General features: G+C 68.0%; 19 protein-coding genes. 10 read left to right on the top strand and 9 right to left on the bottom strand.

Features of this window, described 5'->3' with window-relative positions:
* Positions 1–53: 53 nt before the first annotated feature.
* Positions 54–566, top strand: a complete 513-nt coding sequence (locus EOW65_RS09770; protein ID WP_128148948.1) for a CAP domain-containing protein — start codon at positions 54–56, stop codon at positions 564–566.
* Between the two features lie 75 nt (positions 567–641).
* Here the strand turns inward: EOW65_RS09770 and EOW65_RS09775 are convergent, their stop codons facing one another.
* The 6 genes from EOW65_RS09775 to hslO all read right to left on the bottom strand — a co-directional run bounded on the left by EOW65_RS09775 (position 642) and on the right by hslO (position 7,121).
* The gene (locus EOW65_RS09775) at positions 642–1,142 is read right to left on the bottom strand and encodes a L,D-transpeptidase family protein (RefSeq protein ID WP_128149011.1); all 501 of its coding nucleotides are present in this window, start codon (positions 1,140–1,142) and stop codon (positions 642–644) included.
* Between the two features lie 68 nt (positions 1,143–1,210).
* A complete protein-coding gene (locus EOW65_RS09780; protein ID WP_128148950.1) occupies positions 1,211–2,434 on the bottom strand; it encodes a class I SAM-dependent RNA methyltransferase in 1,224 nt (407 codons plus the stop codon).
* 52 nt (positions 2,435–2,486) lie between these two features.
* The gene (locus EOW65_RS09785) at positions 2,487–4,322 is read right to left on the bottom strand and encodes an ABC transporter ATP-binding protein (RefSeq protein ID WP_128148952.1); all 1,836 of its coding nucleotides are present in this window, start codon (positions 4,320–4,322) and stop codon (positions 2,487–2,489) included.
* A 54-nt stretch (positions 4,323–4,376) separates the two neighbouring features.
* Complete coding sequence (locus tag EOW65_RS09790) at positions 4,377–5,522, bottom strand: CCA tRNA nucleotidyltransferase (RefSeq protein WP_128148954.1); 1,146 nt, start codon at positions 5,520–5,522, stop codon at positions 4,377–4,379.
* Positions 5,519–6,115 (bottom strand): CoA pyrophosphatase, encoded by a 597-nt coding sequence (locus EOW65_RS09795; protein WP_128148956.1) that lies wholly within the window; start codon positions 6,113–6,115, stop codon positions 5,519–5,521. The genes EOW65_RS09790 and EOW65_RS09795 overlap by 4 nt, the downstream gene beginning before the upstream one ends.
* Positions 6,108–7,121, bottom strand: a complete 1,014-nt coding sequence (gene hslO, locus EOW65_RS09800; RefSeq protein ID WP_128148958.1) for an Hsp33 family molecular chaperone HslO — start codon at positions 7,119–7,121, stop codon at positions 6,108–6,110. The genes EOW65_RS09795 and hslO overlap by 8 nt, the downstream gene beginning before the upstream one ends.
* Before the next feature lie 100 nt (positions 7,122–7,221).
* Between hslO and EOW65_RS09805 the strand changes: the two genes are divergently transcribed.
* The gene (locus EOW65_RS09805) at positions 7,222–7,668 is read left to right on the top strand and encodes an NUDIX hydrolase (RefSeq protein ID WP_128148960.1); all 447 of its coding nucleotides are present in this window, start codon (positions 7,222–7,224) and stop codon (positions 7,666–7,668) included.
* On the opposite strand, the gene EOW65_RS09810 is transcribed toward EOW65_RS09805, so the two are convergent.
* Complete coding sequence (locus EOW65_RS09810) at positions 7,665–8,939, bottom strand: PP2C family protein-serine/threonine phosphatase (RefSeq protein ID WP_128149013.1); 1,275 nt, start codon at positions 8,937–8,939, stop codon at positions 7,665–7,667. The two genes, EOW65_RS09805 and EOW65_RS09810, sit on opposite strands and share 4 nt — an antisense overlap.
* Positions 8,940–9,089: 150 nt before the next feature.
* On the opposite strand from EOW65_RS09810, the gene EOW65_RS09815 reads away from it, so the two are divergent.
* A complete protein-coding gene (locus EOW65_RS09815) occupies positions 9,090–9,419 on the top strand; it encodes an Hpt domain-containing protein (RefSeq protein ID WP_113898520.1) in 330 nt (109 codons plus the stop codon).
* Between the two features lie 3 nt (positions 9,420–9,422).
* On the opposite strand, the gene ilvA is transcribed toward EOW65_RS09815, so the two are convergent.
* On the bottom strand, positions 9,423–10,670 hold the full coding sequence (ilvA, locus tag EOW65_RS09820) for a threonine ammonia-lyase IlvA (RefSeq protein ID WP_128148962.1): 1,248 nt from the start codon (positions 10,668–10,670) through the stop codon (positions 9,423–9,425).
* A gap of 148 nt (positions 10,671–10,818) precedes the next feature.
* Between ilvA and EOW65_RS09825 the strand changes: the two genes are divergently transcribed.
* On the top strand, positions 10,819–12,048 hold the full coding sequence (locus EOW65_RS09825) for an argininosuccinate synthase (protein WP_121530656.1): 1,230 nt from the start codon (positions 10,819–10,821) through the stop codon (positions 12,046–12,048).
* Positions 12,045–12,581, top strand: coding sequence for a molybdopterin adenylyltransferase (gene mog / locus EOW65_RS09830; RefSeq protein ID WP_128148964.1), 537 nt, complete (start codon positions 12,045–12,047; stop codon positions 12,579–12,581). Before EOW65_RS09825 ends, mog begins: the two co-directional genes overlap by 4 nt.
* A gap of 118 nt (positions 12,582–12,699) precedes the next feature.
* On the opposite strand, the gene ubiG is transcribed toward mog, so the two are convergent.
* Positions 12,700–13,443, bottom strand: coding sequence for a bifunctional 2-polyprenyl-6-hydroxyphenol methylase/3-demethylubiquinol 3-O-methyltransferase UbiG (gene ubiG / locus EOW65_RS09835; protein ID WP_128148966.1), 744 nt, complete (start codon positions 13,441–13,443; stop codon positions 12,700–12,702).
* A 67-nt stretch (positions 13,444–13,510) separates the two neighbouring features.
* Here ubiG and pip point away from each other — a divergent pair, with 67 nt between their 5' ends.
* From pip to infB, 5 genes are all read left to right on the top strand, one after another.
* On the top strand, positions 13,511–14,482 hold the full coding sequence (gene pip, locus EOW65_RS09840) for a prolyl aminopeptidase (protein ID WP_128148968.1): 972 nt from the start codon (positions 13,511–13,513) through the stop codon (positions 14,480–14,482).
* A 139-nt stretch (positions 14,483–14,621) separates the two neighbouring features.
* On the top strand, positions 14,622–15,218 hold the full coding sequence (gene rimP / locus EOW65_RS09845; RefSeq protein WP_128148969.1) for a ribosome maturation factor RimP: 597 nt from the start codon (positions 14,622–14,624) through the stop codon (positions 15,216–15,218).
* Between the two features lie 3 nt (positions 15,219–15,221).
* Complete coding sequence (gene nusA, locus EOW65_RS09850) at positions 15,222–16,826, top strand: transcription termination factor NusA (protein ID WP_128148971.1); 1,605 nt, start codon at positions 15,222–15,224, stop codon at positions 16,824–16,826.
* Between the two features lies 1 nt (position 16,827).
* On the top strand, positions 16,828–17,457 hold the full coding sequence (locus EOW65_RS09855; RefSeq protein WP_128148973.1) for an RNA-binding protein: 630 nt from the start codon (positions 16,828–16,830) through the stop codon (positions 17,455–17,457).
* Positions 17,454–19,988 (top strand): translation initiation factor IF-2, encoded by a 2,535-nt coding sequence (gene infB / locus EOW65_RS09860; RefSeq protein ID WP_128148975.1) that lies wholly within the window; start codon positions 17,454–17,456, stop codon positions 19,986–19,988. Before EOW65_RS09855 ends, infB begins: the two co-directional genes overlap by 4 nt.
* Positions 19,989–20,075 lie beyond the last annotated feature (87 nt).

The following is a 20,075-nucleotide window of genomic DNA, read 5'->3' on the forward strand; positions in this document are numbered from 1 at the left end:
GTGGCCTCGGCCCGCGGTGTAAGGCTCGGCGCTGAAATTCCAGGGGACAGAGAATGACCAGCGTGAAAGCCCTGATGCTGCTTGCCGTGATGGCAGTGGCCGCCTGCCAGCCCTCGGGGCCCGAACTCGGCCCTGACGGTAAGCCCTTGCCGCAGGTGTACCAGATCACCTCGAAGGTCGGGAAGGAAATCCCCGGTCGTGTGCTCGAGGCGGTGAACTCGCTGCGCGCCGCGCGCGGCACCGCGCCCGTCGCGCTGAACCCGCAGCTGATGGCGGCGGCAGCAGCGCATTCACAGGACATGGCGCAGCAGAACCGGCCGTGGCACTGGGGCTCGGATGGCTCCTCGCCGCTCGACCGGGCGCGCCGACAGGGCTTCACCGGCGAGGTGGTGGGCGAGAACATCTCGGAGACCTACGAGACCGAGACTGAGACGCTCTCGGCCTGGATGAGCCTGGCCGACACCCGCGATGTGATCCTGAACCCTTCGGCGACCGAGATGGGCTTTGCTTGGTATCAGGAACCGTCGGGCAAGATCTGGTGGACCATGGTGACCGGGCACAACTGAGCCCGGTCCGCCACCGACGGCGCATGAAAAAGGGCCCCGCGGGGCCCTTTTTCATTTCCGGGGTCTGCCCGCCCCTCAGGGCATCAGGAAGACCGGGGTGCCGGTGTTGACCATGGCGTAGATCTCTTCGATCTCGGGGTCGGTCACGGCGACGCAACCGGCGGTCCAGTCCTGGCGGCCGCCGTCCTTGCCGGCGCGACCATGGATGAAGATGTCGCCACCGGGCTTGCGGCCGAGCGATTCGGCGAAGACGCGGTCCTGATCGTTCGGATAGGAAATGCCGAGCGACAGGTGATAGGCCGAATTCGGATTGCGGCGGTTGATATAGTAAAGCCCCTCGGGGGTGCGGCCGTCGCCCTCGAACTGCTTGCGCCCGACCGGGTTGCCGCCAAGCGCGACCTTGTAGTCGCGCACGACCTTGTCGCCCGAGATCAGATACATCTCCCGCTGGGCCTTGTGCACCTGGACCTGGGTCACGGGCGGGCCGGAATAGCGTTGAAACTTGCTCGAATCCCCGCCACAGGCGGAGAGGAACGGAACGGTCGAAAGTCCCGCAAGAAGCGTGCGCCGGTGCATGTTCATGCCTGTTATCTGCTGCTCATTTTTCGCTGACCCTAGCACAATTCTCGGATCGCGCGAAGCCCCTAGCGCCGTTCGAACCGTGCGGCAAGCTCGACATGCGCGGACCAGCGGAATTGATCGACAACGATCAGGTCTTCGAGCGAAAAACCGGCATCCAGCAGACGGCGGGCGTCGCGCGCGAAGGTGACGGGGTTGCACGAGACATGCACCAGCCGGCCGAGTCGCGAGGCGGCGATCTCGCCGATCTGGGCCTCGGCGCCGGCGCGGGGCGGGTCGATCACCACCGCATCGAAGCGGTCGATCTCGTCGGGCAGCAGCGGCCGGCGGAACAGGTCGCGCGCCTCGTGGGTGACACGCTTGAGGCCCTGTGCCTCGCGCCAGCCGCGATCGAGTGCCGCGAGCATCGCCGCCTCGCCCTCGACGGCGTGGACCTCGGCGGTCTCGGCGAGCGGCAGGGCGAAGGTGCCGCAGCCGGCAAACAGATCGGCGACGCGGGCGGCCTTGCCCACGGCCTGCCGCACGAAGCCCACCAGCGCCGCCTCGCCCTCGGCGGTTGCCTGCAGGAAGGCGCCGGGCGGCGGGGTGACGCGGGCGCGGCCGAAGACCTGCTGCGCCGGGCGGCGGGCGGCGACGGTTTCCTCGCCCCAGCTCAGCCGGGCAAGGTCGTGGCGCCGGGCAAGGTCCGCGAGCGCCTCGAAGAGCTGCGGGTCGATCTCCTTGCCGCCCTTCGCGGCGATCTCGACCCCGGCCTCGCTCAGGGTCAGGGCGAAGGCGATCTCGCCCTTGCGCGAGGCGCCAAGCGCGGTGGCCTCGTGCAGCGCGGGCACCATCGCCAGCAGTTCGGGGCGCAGGATGCGGCAGCCGGGCACCTCGACCAGCGTGTCCGAGGCGCGGGCGTGAAAGCCCACAAGCGTGCCCTTCTTCGTGCGCCGGCCCGCAAGCGTGGCGCGGCGGCGCGAGAATTCGGGCGAGGTCTCGACCCGGGCGACCGTCGCCTCGATGCCGCGCTGTGCGAGCGCATTCAGCACCACCGAGGCCTTCCAGCCGGCGACGAACCCGTCCGAGCCATGCTGCAGCACGCAGCCGCCGCAGGCGCGATAATGCGGGCAGGGCGGCTTCACCCGGTCGGCCGAGGGGGTGAGGATGCGCGGCGCGGCGATGCGGCCGGCCTCGACCTCGCCCTCGACCTCCTCGCCGGGCAGGACCATGGCGACATGCACGGTGCCCTCGGGGCCGCGGGCAACCCCGTCTGCGTGCAGCGAAAGGCGATCGATGGTCAGCGTCATGGCGGGGCTCCTTTGCGCGGGAAGTAGCAAAGCCGGGCCCGCCGCGCCATCGCTATTGCGCGGCCTCCTCCCCGGCCGTGTCCTCCTCGGTGCCGAGGAAGCCGCCCGATTGCCGGCTCCAGTAGCGGGCATAGAGCCCCTGCGCCACCAGCAGCTGGGCATGGCTGCCCTGTTCGACGATGCGGCCGCGGTCGAGCACGACGATGCGGTCCATCTCGGCGATGGTCGACAGCCGGTGCGCGATGGCAAGCACGGTCTTGCCCTCCATCACCCGGGTCAGCGCCTCCTGGATCTGCGCCTCGACCTCGCTGTCGAGTGCCGAGGTCGCCTCGTCCAGCACCAGGATCGGCGCGTTCTTGAGGAAGGCGCGGGCGAGCGCGATGCGCTGCCGCTGTCCGCCCGAGAGCCGCACGCCACGCTCGCCAAGCGCCGCGTCATAGCCGCGGTTGCCCTGGAAATCGACCAGGCCGCGGATGAACTCGTCGGCCTCGGCGGCCTTCGCGGCGGCGATCATCTCGGCCTCGGTCGCGTCGGGGCGGCCGTAAAGGATGTTCTCGCGCGCCGAGCGGTTGAACATCGCGGTCTCCTGCGTGACCATGCCGACCTGCCGGCGCAGGGATTCCTGCGTCACTTCGCGCAGGTCGTGGCCGTCGACGCGCACCGCGCCCTTCTCGGTGTCGTAAAGCCGCAACAGCAGCGCGACGAGGGTCGATTTCCCCGCCCCCGAGGCGCCGACGATGCCGATGCGCTCGCCCGGGCGGATGGTCAGGGTGACGTCATCGAGCCCGCCCGCCTGCCGGCCATAGGCGAAGGAGACGTGGTCGAAGACGATCTCGCCGCGCACCCGGTCCAGCGTCAGCGCGCCGGGGGCGTCGGTCAGCTCATGCGCCGGGGTCAGGGTGCGCATGCCGTCCTCGACCTCGCCGACATTGCCCCACATCGCCATCAGCGCCTGCGACACCCAGCCCGACATCTGCGCGATGCGGATGGCGATGGCGCCGGCCGCAGCGATGTCGCCGGGGGTCGCGGCGCCCTTTTGCCACATCAGGATGGCACCGCCGACGAGCAGGATCGGCAACAGCCCCGAGAAGGTGATCTGCGACAGCCGATACCAGGTGCTGGTGACGCCGAAGTCGCGGGCGCGGTCGCGGAAGGTCTCCATCGCGCCAAGCGCGGCGCGGTCCTCGTGCTCGGCATGGGCGAAGAGCTTCACCGTCTTGATGTTGGTGATGGTGTCGACGACCTGCCCGGTGACCATCGCCCGGGCCGAGGCCCGCGCCTTCGACCGGCCGCGCACATGCGGCAGGAAGCTGCGGATCAGCGCCAGATAGGCCACCAGCCAGAGCGCGAGCGCGAGTGCGCCCCAGCCGTCGATGCCGGCCAGCAGCACCACCGAGCCGACGATCGAGGCCAGCGCGAAGAACACCGTGCCGATCACCTCGGACACGGTGTCGGTGACGGCGCGGGCGGTCTGCATCTGCTTTTGCGCGATGCGGCCGGCAAAGTCGTTGTCGAAGAAGGTGACCGCCTGACCCATCGTCCAGCGGTGCAGCCGCGACAGCACGAGCGGCAGAACATTCGGCCCGATCAGCATGTTCGACGACCAGGTGGAGAGCCCGAAGGCCGCCGGCCGGATCACCAGATAGAACAGCGGAAAGGCCAGCAGCAGCGCCCAGTTGTCTTGCAGGTAGCTCGGCCCCGGGGTGCCGGTGGCGCTGTCGATGACCAGGCCCAGCAGCCAAGCGGCGGCGACCTCCATCGTGCCGGCGGCGGCCGAGAAGAAGCCCGAGACCCAGATCGCGGGCCAGGCCCCGCGCAGGCACCAGCGGAAGAAGGCGCCAAGGCGCTGCGGCGGCGGCCCCTCGGCGGGGCGGAATGCGTCGATCATCGAAAACCCTTTCTGCCCGCCGAATATAGGGGCGGGGCGGCCGGGGGAAAGGGCTCAGCCCAGAAGGGCGGCGCGGTCGAGGGCAAAGCCCGAGGCGATCCAGCGCGCCTCGAGCTCCTTCAGACGGGCGCCAAGCGCCGCGCCCTGAAGTGCGGGCATCAGGTCGGCGGCCTGCACCGGGAAGCGTTGCGCCGCACCGAATTCGACCCTGTTCCTGCTGGTTTCCGCGGGCGGCATGCCGGTCAGCGCGGCCTGGATCAGCACCGCATCGAGCCCGTCGCGCGCGCCCAGCCGATAGCCCAGAACCGCCGGCCCCGCGCCCGAGAGCGCGCCCTCGCGCAGCCGTTCGAGCCGCCGCGCCTCGGGCTTCGACAGCCGCAGCCGCTCGGCAGGATCGGTGCCGCCCAGCACCGCCAGCCGGCGGATCGGGTCGGCGGGCAGCCCGGCCTCGAGGTGAACAAGCGGCGCAAGCCCCGCCGGATCGGCGCCGGGCAGCACATGCGGCAGGATGCCGGTCGTGGCCATCGCGGCGATGGCGGGCGCGGGGTCTGGGGCGCCCAGAAGCTTGCGCATCTCGTGGCCGACCCGCTCGCGCGACAGCCGCTCGATTCCCTCGGCGAGCATCGCGCAGGCGGCCAGCCCTTCGGCATCGAAGCCCTCTTCGGGCGCGCCATACCAGGCGGTGAAGCGGAAGAAGCGCAGGATGCGCAGGTAATCCTCGCGGATGCGCTGCGTGGGTTCGCCGACGAAGCGCAGCCGGCGCGCGGCCAGATCGGCCAGCCCCTCGCCCAGCGGGTCGAGCACGGTGCCGTCGGCGCGGGCGTAAAGCGCGTTCATCGTGAAGTCGCGCCGCGCCGCGTCCTCCTCGATCCGGGTCGAGAAGGCGACGGTGGCGTGGCGGCCGAAGGTCTCGATGTCACGGCGGAAGGTGGTGATCTCGTGCGGCTCGTGATCGGCGATCACGGTGACCGTGCCATGCTCGATCCCGGTCGGCACGGCGCGCAGCCCGGCGGCCTCGGCCAGCGCCACGACCCGCTCGGGCCGCGCATCGGTGGAAATGTCGATGTCCGAGACCGCGGTGCCCAGGGCGGCATTGCGCACGCAGCCGCCGACCAGGAAGGCCAGATGCCCGCCCGCCTCGAGCAGCGCCAGAACCCGCTGCACATGCGCGGCCTCGATCCAGGCGCCGGTCAGCCTCATGGCGCCATCCGGTCGCTCAGCGCGCGCAGGATCCGCGCGGTTGCCCCCCAGATGTAATAGGGGCCGAAGGGCGCGACGTAATAGCTGCGCCAGGTGCCGCGCCAGCGCCGCTTCTCGATGCGGAAGTGCGCAGGGTTCGCGACATGGGCGAAGGGCACGGTGAAGATCTCCTCGACCTCGCCGGGTTCGGCCTGCGGCACGAAGGGGCGGGCGACGCGGGCGATCACCGGGGTGACGAGAAAGCCGGTCACGGTCTCGTGCGGATCGAGCGTGCCGAGGATCTCGACATTCTCGGGGGGCAGGGCGATTTCCTCGCGCGCCTCGCGCAGCGCGGCCATCGCCGCGCTCGGATCGCCGCTTTCGACCTTGCCGCCCGGAAAGGCGATCTGGCCGGGGTGGTGGCGCAGATGCGAGCTGCGCTTCGTCAGCCACAGCCGCAGCCCCGCCTCGTGTTCCTCGAGCGCCACCAGAACCCCCGCCGGGCGCAGCTTGCGCCCCTCGGGCAGGACGACGTCCGGGTTCAGGTCGTAATCCGAGGAGGGCCGCCCCGGACGGGCCAGGGCGGCCAGAACCGGGGCGAAAGGGTCACTCATCGGCAGCCGCCTTCGGCGTGCCGTCGGGGTTCACCGTCGCCTCGAAGCCGAGCGAGGCGGGGTCGAACTCGTAATGTGCGCCGCAGAACTGGCAATCGGCGGTGACCTTGCCGTCTTCGGTGGTCATGTGGCCGATGTCCTTGGCGGAATAGATCGCCAGGCTGTCGCGCACCCGCTCGGCCGAGCAGGTGCAGCCGAACTCCACCCGCTGCGGATCGAAGACGCGCGGCACTTCCTCGTGGAACAGCCGCACCAGCAGGCCGGTCAGTTCGACGCCCGGGCCGATCAGCTCCATGTCCTCGACGGTGTCGAGCAGCACGTTGGCGCGGACCCAGTTCTCGTCCTCCTCGCCGGCAAGGATGTCGGTGTGGCGCAGAAGCCCACCCTCCCCCGACCCCTCGCGCGCCACGCCGGCAACGGCGGGCATCATCTGCAGCATCACGCCGCCCGCCCGCCAGCGCTCGCCTTGACCGGGCAGGATCGAGCGGCCATAGGCCAGTTCGAACCGCGTGGGCAGCTGTTCGGACTGCGCGAAATAGGTCTCGGCGCAGGCGGTCAGCGAGCCGCCGTCGAGGGGCGTGATGCCCTGATAGGGCAGCGTGCCCTCGCCCTGGTCGATCAGGATGGCGAAATAGCCCTCGCCGATCTGCGCGAAGGGCGGCGCGTCGGGGTCGAGCCGGTCGGCATCGAAGCTCGCCCAACCGCGGATGCGGGCGGGTTCGCCATTTTCGCCGGGGCCATAGTAATCGGTGGCGAGGATGCGGATCGGGCCGTTGCCGCGCACCTGGATCGAGAGTTTCCAGCGCAGCTTGATGGTCTGGCCGATCAGCGCGGTGAGCAGCGCGACCTCGGCCACCAGGGCCTCGACCATCGGCGGGTAATTGTGCTGTGCGAGCACCTGCTCCAGAACGCCGTCAAGGCGCGCGATGCGGCCGCGCACGTCGGAACGGTCGAGCTGGAACGGCAGGACGGTATCGTCCCATGCGATTTGCGAAAGCGTGGTCATGTATTTCCCGGGGGTTTTCGTTCAGCCCTTGGGCTGCCATACCCTGCCTATATAGGCGCGGCAACCTTTCGACCAAGGGGGCGCAGCACAGGAGGGCAGGATGCGGCGGTTCGGAGAGGCGATCGTGCGGGGGCAGACCTATCGGCCACGGCCGGGGGCCTATGCGGTGCTGATGCGCGCGGGCCGGGTGCTGATCACCCATCAGTCGCGGCCACATCCCGAGTTCCAGCTGCCGGGCGGCGGCATCGACCCGGGCGAGGGCGCGCTGCAGGCGCTGCACCGCGAGGTGTTCGAGGAGACCGGCTGGTCGATCGGTGCCGCACGGCGGCTCGGCGCCTATCGCCGCTTCACCTACATGCCCGAATATGACCGCTGGGCCGAGAAGATCTGCACCGTGTACCTGGCCCGCCCGGTGCTGCGCCGCGGCCCGCCGAGCGAGCCGGGCCACAGCGCCGTCTGGGCCGCGCCCGAGGCTGCGATCGACCTGCTTGCCAGCGAAGGCGACCGGCATTTCCTGGCGCAGGTTCTGCAAGGCGCGGCGCGCTAGTCGGCGTTCTGCTTGGCGCCGTCGAACTCGAACAGGATGGCCGAGACGTCATCGCTCAGCTGTCCGCCGGTGAATTTCTCGAGATCCGCATAGAAGGCGTCAAGGAAGGCGGGGCCGCGCAGGCTGGCACAGCTGCGCATGATCCGGGCGAGCCCGTCCTCGGCGAGCAGCAGGCCATGCTGGCTCGAGGCTTCGGTGATGCCATCCGAGGCGAGCAGCAGCCGGTCGCCGGGGGCGAGCTGGGTGGTGATGGTCTCGTATTCGGCGTCGTCGATCAGCCCGATCGGCATGCCGCCGGTGCCGAGGAATTCGATCTCGCCGCTCTTGCGCTGCACCGCCGGGTAGGGGTGGCCCGCCTGCACCAGCGCCACCCGGCCCGAGACCAGGTCGACATCGGCATAGATCAGGGTGAAGTAGCTGTCTGTCGACATCTCCTGCAGCACCAGCGCGTTCAGGAAGGCGGCAAGCTCGGCCGGGTCGCGGGCGTCGTAGATGCCGTATTCGGTCTGGATCAGGGCGATGTTCTGATCGGGCGAGGAGCCGGAGAGATAGCCCGAGAGCCGCGCCGTCATCAGCGCCGAGGTGATGCCATGGCCCGAGACGTCGATGCCGTAAAGGCCGAGGCGGCGCGCGTTGATCGGGAAGAAGCCGACGAGATCGCCGCCGACATGGCCCGAGGGGTGCAGCATCAGCGACACCTGCGCCGAACCGAAGGAACGGTAGCGCTCCTTCACCAGGCTCTGCTGCAGTTTGCACGCCTCGGTCAGGTCGCGATCGACCGAATCATAGAGCCCCTGCAACTCGCGCAGGGTGGAGGAGAGCATCCGGTTCTTCTCCTGCAGCTCCCGCTCCATCGTCAGGATCCGTTCGCCCGCCGCGAGGCGCGCCCGCAGCTCCATCCCGTTCACCGGTTTCGGCAGGTAGTCATCGGCGCCGCTTTCCAGCCCGTAGCTGATATCGTTCTTGTCGTTCTTCGAGGTCAGCAGCACGAAATAGCCATAGCCCGAGCGGTCCATCCCGCGGAAGATGCGGCAGAATTCGATGCCGGTCATGCCGGTCATCATCCAGTCGGAGAGGACGATGTCGGGCTCGATCTCGGCGCAGATCGCAATCGCCTCCTCGGCCGAGCCGGCCTCGATCACCTCGTAGCCGGCGCGGGTGAGCTGCGCCGAGAGGATGCGGCGCTGCATCCGGCTGTCGTCGACAACCAGAACTCGGCGGGGCGTGCGGAAGGTGGCCGCGTCTTGCGCGGACCTGCGCTGGGGCAGCATCGTCTGACTCGAACTCTCGGCAAGGGCCATCTGCATCCGCCAAATTGTCCGGCGGCCGGCTTAAGATCAGGTGAATCGGCCTGGTTAAGCCTTCCGCAAGCATTGCCGCCTAGCCTCGGCGCGAGAGGTCAACCCGAGGAGGCGCGCGAGATGATTGACTGGGACCGGGTGACGGAACTTCGGGCGGAAGTCGGCGCGGAGGAATTTGCCGAGGTGGTCGATCTGTTTCTCGACGAGGTTGAAACGACGCTGGCCCGGCTTGGTCAGACCCCGGGGCAGCTCGAGGATGAGCTGCATTTTCTCAAGGGTTCGGCCTGGAATCTCGGCTTTCGCGAATTCGGCGCGCTATGCCAGGACGGCGAGCGGCGGTGCGTCGCCGGGCAGGAGGCGAGCGTCGATCCCGCCGCCGTGCGGGCGAGCTATGCCCGCTCGAAACAGGCCTTCATGGCGCGCGCGGCGGAATTCCTGTCGGCGGCCTGAGGCTCAGATCAGGAATTCCGCCAGTGCCTCGTCGTCGGTGATGTCGCGATAGGTGAAGCCCGCCGCATCGAGCTGATCGGTCAGCGCGGCAAAGGCACCCGCCTGTTTCGTCTCGATCCCGATCAGCACCGAGCCGAAGTTGCGCGCCGATTTCTTCAGATACTCGAAGCGGGCGATGTCGTCGTCCGGTCCCAGCATTTGCAGGAATTCCTTCAGCGCGCCGGGGCGCTGCGGCATGCGCAGGATGAAATACTTCTTCAACCCGGAGAATCGTTGCGCGCGCTCCTTCACCTCGGGCAGCCGCTCGAAGTCGAAATTGCCGCCTGAGGTGACGCAGACCACGGTCTTGCCGCGGATCTCGGGGCCGAGCTCGGGCAGGGCGTCGACGGCAAGCGCGCCGGCGGGCTCAAGCACGATCCCCTCGACGTTCAGCATCTCGAGCATGGTGACGCAGATCCGGTCCTCGGGCGCGCGCAGGATCTGTTCGGGCACGACCCAGTCGAGCGCAGCGAAGGGCAGCGCGCCGATCCGCGCCACCGCGGCGCCGTCGACGAAGCTGTTCACCTGTTTCAGCGTCACCGGCTCGCCCGCCGCGATGGCCGCGGTCAGGCTGGCGCCGCCTGCGGGCTCGACGAAGCGGAAATCGGTGCCGGGCGCGGTCGCGCGCAGATAGCCCGTGACCCCGGCCGCCAGCCCGCCGCCGCCCACCGGCAGCACCACAAGATCGGGCGCCCGGCCGAGCTGGTCGAGGATCTCCACCCCGACCGAGGCCTGCCCCTCGATCACGTCCGCATCGTCGAAGGGGGCCAGGAAATGCGCCTGCACATCGGTGCAATAGGCCTTGGAGGCGGCCAGCGTCTGGTCGAAGTAATCGCCCGTCAGCACGATCTCGACCGCGTCGCCGCCGAAGGTGCGGGTCTTGTCGATCTTCTGCTGCGGCGTCGTCACCGGCATGAAGATCGTCCCCTTCACGCCGAAGTGACGGCAGGCGAAGGCCATGCCCTGGGCGTGGTTGCCGGCCGAGGCACAGACGAAATGGCGCGCCTCGGGGTCGTGCTCGCGCAGCTTGCGCATCGCGGTGAAGGCGCCGCGCAGCTTGTAGCTGCGCACCGGCGTCAGATCCTCGCGCTTGAGCCAGATCTCGGCGCCATGGCGCTTCGACAGGAAGTCGTTGCGCTGCAGCGGGGTCGGCTCGAACAGCGCGCGCAGGGCGCGGGTGGCGGCGAGGGCGGAAAGGGCGAACTGAGTCATGGCGCCAGCTGTGGCGCGCAAACTTCGGGCAGGCAAGCCGATTCCCTTTGTGTCGGGAACAATTCCGCACCGCCAGGCATGCTTGCAGGCCTTGAGATGCAGGGCAAAACGCACTATCCCGCGCCAAAACCACATCCGGAGGTTCTCCATGTCCGCGCCCAAGAAAGTCGTCCTCGCCTATTCGGGCGGCCTCGACACCTCGATCATCCTGAAATGGCTGCAGACCGAATACGGCTGCGAGGTGGTGACCTTCACCGCCGACCTCGGCCAGGGCGAAGAGCTGGAGCCCGCGCGGCAGAAGGCGCTGATGCTCGGCATCAAGGAAGAGAACATTAACATCCTCGACCTGCGCGAGGAATTCGTGCGCGATTTCGTCTTCCCGATGTTCCGTGCCAATGCGCAATACGAAGGGCTCTACCTGCTCGGCACCTCGATCGCGCGGCCGCTGATCTCGAAACATCTGGTCGAGATCGCGCAGCGCACCGGCGCCGATGCGGTGGCGCATGGCGCGACCGGCAAGGGCAACGACCAGGTCCGGTTCGAGCTGGGCGTCGCGGCGCTCGATCCCTCGATCAAGACGATCGCGCCCTGGCGGCTGTGGGATCTGACCTCGCGCACCAAGCTTCTGGAATTCGCCGAACAGAACCAGATCCCGATCGCGAAGAACAAGCGCGGCGAGGCGCCGTTCTCGGTCGACGCGAACCTGCTGCACACCTCGTCGGAAGGCACCGTGCTGGAAAACCCGGCCGAAGAGGCGCCCGACTATGTCGCGCAGCGCATCGTGCCGGTCGAACAGGCGCCGAACGAGCCCGAATTCATCGAGGTGACCTTCGAGAAGGGCGACGCCGTCGCGATCAACGGCGAGAAGATGTCGCCCGCGACGATCCTGACCAAGCTCAACGAGCTTGGCGGCAAGCACGGCATCGGCCTGCTCGATTTCGTCGAGAACCGCTTCGTGGGGATGAAGTCGCGCGGCGTCTACGAAACCCCCGGCGGCACCATCCTGCTGGAGGCCCACCGCGGCATCGAGCAGATCACGCTGGACAGCGGCGCGGGCCACCTCAAGGACTCGATCATGCCGCGCTATGCCGAGCTGATCTACAACGGCTTCTGGTTCTCGCCCGAGCGCGAGGCGCTGCAGGCGCTGATCGACAAGACGCAGGAATACGTCACCGGCACGGTGAAGCTGAAGCTCTACAAGGGCTCGGCGCGGACCGTGGCGCGGTGGTCGGACTACTCGCTCTATTCCGAAAAGCACGTGACCTTCGAGGAAGACGCGGGCGCCTATGATCAGCGCGACGCGGCGGGCTTCATCCACCTGAACGCGCTGCGGCTGAAGCTGATCGCGACCCGCAACGCCCGCGTGGCGAAGAAATGAGCCTCTCGCAGCCCCGCGCCGCCATCGTCACCGTCTCCGACCGCGCCTCGCGCGGCGAGTATGAGGACAAGGGCGGCCCGGGCTGCGAAGCCTGGTTGAGGGAGGTGGTCACCACCCCCCTCACCATCACCCGCCACATCATCCCCGACGGACGCGAGAGCGTGGCCGACAGGTTGCGCGCCCTTGTCGCGGAAGAGGCGGACCTGATCCTGGTCACCGGCGGTACCGGCCCCGCGCCGCGCGACGAGACGCCCGAGGGTGTCGCGCAGGTGATCGAGAAGGAACTCGCTGGCTTTGGCGAGGAAATGCGCCGCGCCTCGCTGCTTGAGGTGCCCACCGCGATCCTGTCACGCCAGTCGGCGGGCATCGCCGGCAAGTCGCTGATCATCACCCTTCCGGGCAAGCCCTCGGCGATCGCCACCTGCCTGAACGCTGTCTTCGCCGCCGTGCCCTATTGCCTCGATCTGATCGGGGCGGCCTTCCTCGAGACCGATCCCGCGAAGATCGCGGCGTTTCGCCCGAAGGCAAAGTAAGAAGGGGCGCTGCCCCTCTTCGGCTGCGCCGAATTCACCCCGGAGTATTTTTCCAAGGAAAACGCCGTTTTTTCTTGGCCCAAATACTCCGGGGGAGCGCAGCGGGGGCGGAGCCCCCTCAGCGTTTCACGCTTGCGGTGACGTAGTTCACGCTCAGATCGCGGTCCGACAGCGACCAGCGCCAGGACAGCGGGTTGAACACCATCCCCTTGCGGTCGACCGGATCGAGCCCGGCGCTGCGGATCAGCGCGTAAAGCTCGTCGGGCGTCACGAATTTCGACCAGTCATGGGTGCCCACCGGCAGCCAGCGCATCACCCGCTCGGCGCCGATGATCGCCATCATGTAGCTTTTCGGATTGCGGTTCATCGTCGAGCAGAACATCAGCCCGCCGGGCGCCAGCAGCTCGGCGCAGGTGTTCATGAATCCCTGCGGATCGGCGACGTGTTCGATGATCTCCATCGCCAGCACCACGTCGAAGCGCTCGCCTGCCACGGCCAGGTCCTCGGCCGCGCAGTGGCGATAGTCGATTTGGAGCCCCGACTGTTCGGCATGCAGCCGCGCCACCGGGATGTTGCCGCCGGCGGCATCGGCGCCGACCACGGTCGCGCCAAGCCGCGCCATCGGCTCGCTCAGCAGTCCGCCGCCGCAGCCGATGTCGAGCAGCCGCAGCCCGTCAAACGGGCGCGGCGCCTTCAGGTCGCGGCCGAATTGCGCGGCGATCTGCGTCACCAGATAGTCGAGGCGGCAGGGGTTGAGCATGTGCAGCGGCTTGAACTTGCCGTTCGGATCCCACCATTCGGCGGCCATTGCCTCGAATTTGGCCACTTCTGCCGGGTCGATCGTCTGCGTCGCAGCTTCCATGCCGTCCTCCGTCATTCCTTGCGCCTCCCCCGTGGCGGGCGGAGCTGAGCCGTTATATAGTCGGATCATGGATAGAAACGCAGGGCAAAAACGCGCAGCCGGCGCCTTTCTCTACCCGCCGGTCGAGCCCTTCGATCAGCGCATGCTCGACGTGGGCGATGGCCACCGGATCTATGTCGAGCAATCGGGCCACCCGCAGGGGCGCCCGGTGGTGGTGTGCCACGGCGGGCCGGGGGGCGGGTGCAGCCCGGCGATGCGGCGGTTCTTCGACCCGGCGCATTACCGGGTGATTCTCTTTGACCAGCGCGGCTGCGGGTTGTCGCGCCCGCATGCCTCGGTGACAAGGAACACCAGCTGGGATCTGGTCGCCGACATGGAGAAGATCCGCCTTGCCCTCGGGCTGCGCAGCTGGATCGTCTTCGGCGGCAGCTGGGGCGCGACGCTGTCGCTGCTTTATGCCGAAACCCATCCCGAGCGGGTTGATGCGCTGGTGCTGCGCGGGGTGTTCCTGGCGATGCAGAGCGAGCTCGACTGGTTCTATGGCGGCGGCGCGGGGCAGTTCTTCCCCGACCTGTGGGAGCGTTTCACCCGGCCGATCCCGGAGGACGAGCGCGGCGATCTGATCGCGGCCTATCACAAGCGGCTGTTCTCGGGCGACTACGCCGAGGAGGCGCGCTTCGGCCGGCACTGGGCGATGTGGGAAAATGCCCTCGCTTCGGTGGATTACGACGGTTTCCCGGGCGAGGCCCCGGCCGATTACGCCCGCGCCTTCGCCCGGCTCGAGAACCACTATTTCACCCATGGCGCCTTCCTCGAGGAAGACGGCCAGATCCTGCGCGACCGCGGCCGCATCGAACAGATCCCGGCGATGATCGTGCAGGGGCGGATGGACATGATCTGCCCGCCGGTCTCGGCCTGGCGGCTGGCGCAGGGCTGGAACCGGGCCGAGCTGCGCATGGTGCCCGCCGCCGGCCATGCGCTGAGCGAGCCCGGCATTGCCTCGGCACTGGTCGCGGCGATGGACCGGATGCGGGGATGACAACGCCGCCCTTGCACAGTCGCGGTGAAACGCGTATATGAGCGTTCAACAGCGGCGCGCCGGGGTCCAAACCTGACGCCCACCGGAGAAGTGTGACGGGCCGCTTCGGCCCGTTTTTTGTTATTCAGAGGATCGGAACATGACCGACCTGATCGCCAAGACCGCGATCGACCGGCGTCTTGCCGAGATCGTCTCCCCCGTGATCGAGGGGCTGGGCTTCGAGCTTGTCCGCCTGCGGCTGCAGGGCGGGCGCCACCCGCTGCTGCAGATCATGGCGGACCGGCCCGAGGGCGGCATCGTCGTCGACGATTGCGCCGCGATCTCGACCGCGGTTTCGGCCGTGCTCGACGTCGAGGACCCGATCGAGGAGCAGTACACGCTCGAAGTTTCCTCGCCCGGTATCGACCGGCCGCTGACCCGGCTGAAGGATTTCGACGTCTGGGAGGGCTACGAGGCGCGCCTTGAAACCTCCGAGCAGATCGACGGGCGCAAGCGCTTCAAGGGCATCCTGCGCGGCACCGAGGGCGACGAGGTGCTGGTCGAGATCGAGGAGAAGGGCGAGATGGTCACCATCGGGCTGCAGTTCGACTGGCTGTCGGACGCGAAGCTGGTGCTGACCGACGAGCTGATCGAGGAGATGCTGCGCCAGAAGAAGGCCGACGGCACGCTCGACGAGACGAAGTTCGACGAGATCGAAGAAGACGACGACACGAATTCCCCCGACGAGGAGATCTGAGAGATGGCAATCACCTCTGCCAACCAGCTCGAACTGCTGCAGACGGCCGAAGCCGTCGCGCGCGAGAAGATGATCGACCCGGATCTGGTGATCCAGGCGATGGAGGACAGCCTCGCGCGGGCGGCAAAGTCGCGCTACGGCAGCGAGATGGACATCCGCGTCCACATCGACCGCAAGACGGGGCGCGCCACCTTCACCCGTGTGCGCACGGTCGTGGCCGATGAAGAGGTCGAGAACTATCAGGCGCAGCTGACCGTGGCGCAGGCCAAGCAGTACAAGCGCGATCCCGAGATCGGTGACGAGATCATCGACGAGGTGCCGCCGGTCGATCTCGGCCGCATCGCGGCGCAGTCGGCCAAGCAGGTGATCTTGCAGCGCGTGCGCGAGGCCGAGCGTGACCGTCAGTTCGACGAGTTCAAGGACCGCAAGGGCACGATCATCAACGGCGTGGTCAAGCGCGAGGAATACGGCAACATCATCGTCGACGTCGGCCGCGGCGAGGCGATCCTGCGCCGCAACGAGAAGATCGGCCGCGAGAGCTATCGCCCGAACGACCGCATCCGCGCCTATGTGAAGGATGTGCGCCGCGAGACCCGTGGCCCGCAGATCTTCCTTTCGCGCACCGATCCGCAGTTCATGGCGGAACTGTTCAAGATGGAAGTGCCGGAAATCTATGACGGCATCATCGAGATCAAGGCCGTCGCCCGCGACCCGGGCTCGCGTGCGAAGATCGCCGTGCTGAGCCATGACAACTCGATCGACCCGGTCGGCGCCTGCGTCGGCATGCGCGGCTCGCGCGTGCAGGCTGTGGTCGGCGAGCTGCAGGGCGAGAAGATCGACATCATCCCATGGAACGCCGATCAGGCGACCTTCCTGGTGAATGCGCTGCAGCCAGCCGAGGTGTCGAAGGTCGTGGTCGACGAGGATGCCGGCAAGATCGAGGTCGTGGTGCCCGACGAGCAGCTGTCGCTCGCCATCGGCCGTCGCGGCCAGAACGTGCGCCTTGCCTCGCAGCTGACCGGGCTCGACATCGACATCCTGACTGAGGCCGAGGAATCGCAGCGTCGCCAGGCCGAGTTCGCCGAGCGCACCAAGCTCTTCGTCGACGCGCTGGATCTCGACGAGTTCTTCGCTCAGCTGCTGGTGGCCGAGGGCTTCACCAATCTCGAGGAAGTGGCCTATGTCGATCTCGACGAGCTGCTGTCGATCGAGGGCGTGGACGAAGGCACCGCCGAGGAGCTGCAGGCGCGTGCCCGCGACTACATCGAGGAGCAGAACCGCAAGGCGATCGAGGCCGCGAAGGAACTGGGCGTCGAGCAGTCGCTCTTTGACTTCGACGGGCTGACCCCGCAGATGGTCGAGGCGCTGGCCAAGGATGACGTCAAGACGCTCGAGGACTTCGCCACCTGCGCCGACTGGGAACTGGCCGGCGGCTGGACCACGGTGAACGGCCAGCGGGTGAAGGACGAGGGCATCCTCGAGAAGTTCGGCATGAGCCTCGAGGACGCGCAGAACCTGATTATGACCGCTCGGATCCAGCTTGGCTGGGTCGACCCGTCGGAGCTCGCCGATGAGCCCGAGGAGTCGGAAGAGGAGGCCGAGGAGTAAGATGAGCCGCGGGGGCCGGGAAAAGGAAAACGAACTGCCGGAACGGCGCTGCATCGTCACCGGTGACGTGCAGCCCAAGCCCGGGCTTGTGCGTTTCGTCGTCGCCCCCGATGGCACGATCTTCCCGGACCTGGCAGAAAAGCTGCCGGGCCGGGGGATCTGGGTGACCGCCGATCGGGCGGTCATCGAGAAGGCTGCGGCGAAGGGCATGTTCGCCCGCGCGGCCAGGGCGCAGGTGCGGGTGCCGGAAAACCTTGCCGACATGGTCGAGGAAGGGCTTGCGCATCGCGTGGTTGAGCTTATCTCTCTGGCGAGAAAGGCCGGCGGCGCTATCGTCGGCTTTGAAAAGGTCAAGGGCTGGCTGGCCGACGGCAAGGCCAAAGTGCTCCTGCAGGCCTCCGACGGATCGGAACGCGGCAAGGGCAAGCTCTGGACACCGGAGGGTGGGCGCTGGTTTGGCTGCCTGACCTCCTCGGAATTGGGTTTGGCTTTCGGCCGCGATCATGCGATACACGGCGCGCTTGCGGCTGGCGGACTCACCCCTCGTGTGATTAGAGAAGCGGCAAGGCTTGCAGGGTTGCGCAGGCAGGACGGCGGCGAGACCGCCATGAAGGATAGTAAGACGGCATGAGCGATACGGACGGCAAAAAACCCCTCGGCCTTGGCGGCGGCGCGCGCCCCGGTTCGGTGAAGCAGAGCTTCAGCCACGGGCGCACGAAGAATGTCGTGGTCGAGACCAAGCGCAAGAAGGTGGTGGTGCCGAAACCCGGAGCCGCGGCCCCCGCAAAGGGGACCGGAAAGGCACATCTGGGCGATCCGTCGCGCCGACCCGCTGGCATCTCCGACGCCGAGATGGAGCGCCGCATGGCCGCATTGCGTGCCGCCAAGGCCCGCGAGGTCGAGGAAGCCGCGCAACGCGAGGCCGATGAGAAGGCCCGCGAGGAAGAGCGCGAGCGCCGGCGTGCCGAGATCGAGGCCAAGGAGCGCGAAGAGCGCGAGCGTGAAGAAGCGCTGCGCCTGAAGGCCGAGGAAGAGGCACGCAAGGCCCGCGAGGCCGAGCTGCGCGAGAAGAAAAAGGAAGAGGTCCGGGCGAAACCCGCGCCGAAGTCCGAGACCCCGGCCGACCCGGCCGCGGCCGAGGCTGCGGCCGCGCGCGCCGCGACCAAGGGCGTCTCGGCGACCGGTCCGCGCAAGACCGACCGTGACCGCGACGACCGCACCCCGGCCGCCGACCGCGACAGCCGTGGCAAGAGCAAGGGCGGCGATGGCCGCCGCGCCGGCAAGCTGAGCCTGAGCGAGATCGAGGGCGAAGGCGGACGGCAGCGCTCGCTTGCCGCGATGAAGCGCAAGCAGGAGAAGGCGCGGCAGAAGGCCATGGGCATGGGGCACAAGGCCGAGAAGCAGGCCCGTGACGTGCAGCTGCCCGAGACCATCGTCGTCTCCGAGCTGGCGAACCGCATGGCCGAACGCGCCGCGGATGTCGTCAAGGTGCTGATGAAGATGGGGATGATGGTCACCGTCAACCAGACCATCGACGCCGACACCGCCGAACTGGTGATCGAGGAATTCGGCCACCACGCCGTGCGCGTCTCGGATGCGGACGTCGAACAGGTGATCGACACCGTCGAGGACAAGGACGAGGACCTGCAGCCGCGCCCGCCGATCATCACGATCATGGGCCACGTCGATCACGGCAAGACCTCGCTGCTCGACGCGATCCGCTCGACCAACGTCGTGTCGGGCGAGGCGGGCGGCATCACCCAGCACATCGGTGCCTATCAGGTGACGACGGAATCGGGGGCGGTGCTGACCTTCCTCGATACTCCCGGCCACGCGGCCTTCACCTCGATGCGGGCCCGTGGGGCGCAGGTCACCGACATCGTCGTGCTGGTCGTTGCCGCGGATGACGCGGTGATGCCGCAGACGATCGAGGCGATCAACCACGCCAAGGCGGCGAAGGTGCCGATGATCGTGGCGATCAACAAGATCGACAAACCCTCTGCCAACCCGCAGAAGGTGCGCACCGATCTGCTGCAGCACGAGGTTGTCGTCGAAGAGATGGGCGGCGACGTGCAGACTGTCGAGGTCTCGGCTAAGACCCGTCAGGGGCTTGATACCCTGCTCGAGGCGATCGCGTTGCAGGCCGAGATCCTCGAACTCCGCGCCAACCCGAACCGGGCGGCGCAGGGCGCGGTGATCGAGGCGAAGCTCGACGTCGGCCGTGGCCCGGTCGCGACCGTCCTGGTGCAGAACGGCACCCTGAAGAAGGGCGACATCTTCGTCGTCGGCGAGCAGTGGGGCAAGGTCCGTGCGCTCATCAATGACAAGGGCGATCGCGTCGAGGAGGCCGGTCCTTCGGTTCCGGTCGAGGTGCTCGGCATCAACGGCACGCCCGAGGCGGGCGATGTTCTGAACGTCGTCGAGACCGAGGCGCAGGCCCGCGAGATCGCCGATTACCGGATCAAGGCCGCCAAGGACAAGCGCGCTGCCGCCGGTGCAGCGACCACGCTCGAACAGCTGATGGCGAAGGCCAAGGCTGACGAGAGCGTTGCCGAGCTGTCGGTGGTGGTGAAGGCCGACGTGCAGGGCTCTGCCGAGGCGATCGTCCAGGCGCTCGAGAAGATCGGCAACGACGAGGTGCGGGTGCGCGTCATCCACTCCGGCGTCGGCGCGATCACCGAAAGCGACATCGGTCTTGCCGAGGCGAGCCAGGCGCCGGTCATCGGCTTCAACGTCCGTGCGAACGCCCCGGCCCGTGCCGCGGCGAGCCAGAAGGGCGTCGAGATCCGCTATTATTCGATCATCTATGACCTGGTCGACGACATCAAGGCGGCGGCCTCGGGCCTGCTGAAGAACGAGGTTCGCGAGAACTTCATCGGCTATGCCACGATCAAGGAGGTCTTCAAGGTCTCCGGCGTCGGCAAGGTCGCGGGCTGCCTTGTCACCGAGGGCGTGGCACGCCGTTCGGCGGGCGTGCGCCTGCTGCGCGACAACGTGGTGATCCACGAGGGCACGCTGAAGACGCTCAAGCGCTTCAAGGACGAGGTGAAGGAAGTCATCTCGGGTCAGGAATGCGGCATGGCCTTCGAGAATTACGACGACATCCGCCCCGGCGATGTTATCGAAATCTTCGAACGCGAAGAGGTCGAGCGCAGCCTGTAAGCTCAGGATGCCGCACGAAATGCGAAGGGGGCCCGGCGGGCCCCCTTCTGCGTTTCTGTGAGTGATCGCCCGGCGCGGGGTGCGGCG

The sequence above is a fragment of the Paenirhodobacter ferrireducens genome, from assembly GCF_004022265.1.
Taxonomy (GTDB): domain Bacteria; phylum Pseudomonadota; class Alphaproteobacteria; order Rhodobacterales; family Rhodobacteraceae; genus Rhodobacter; species Rhodobacter ferrireducens.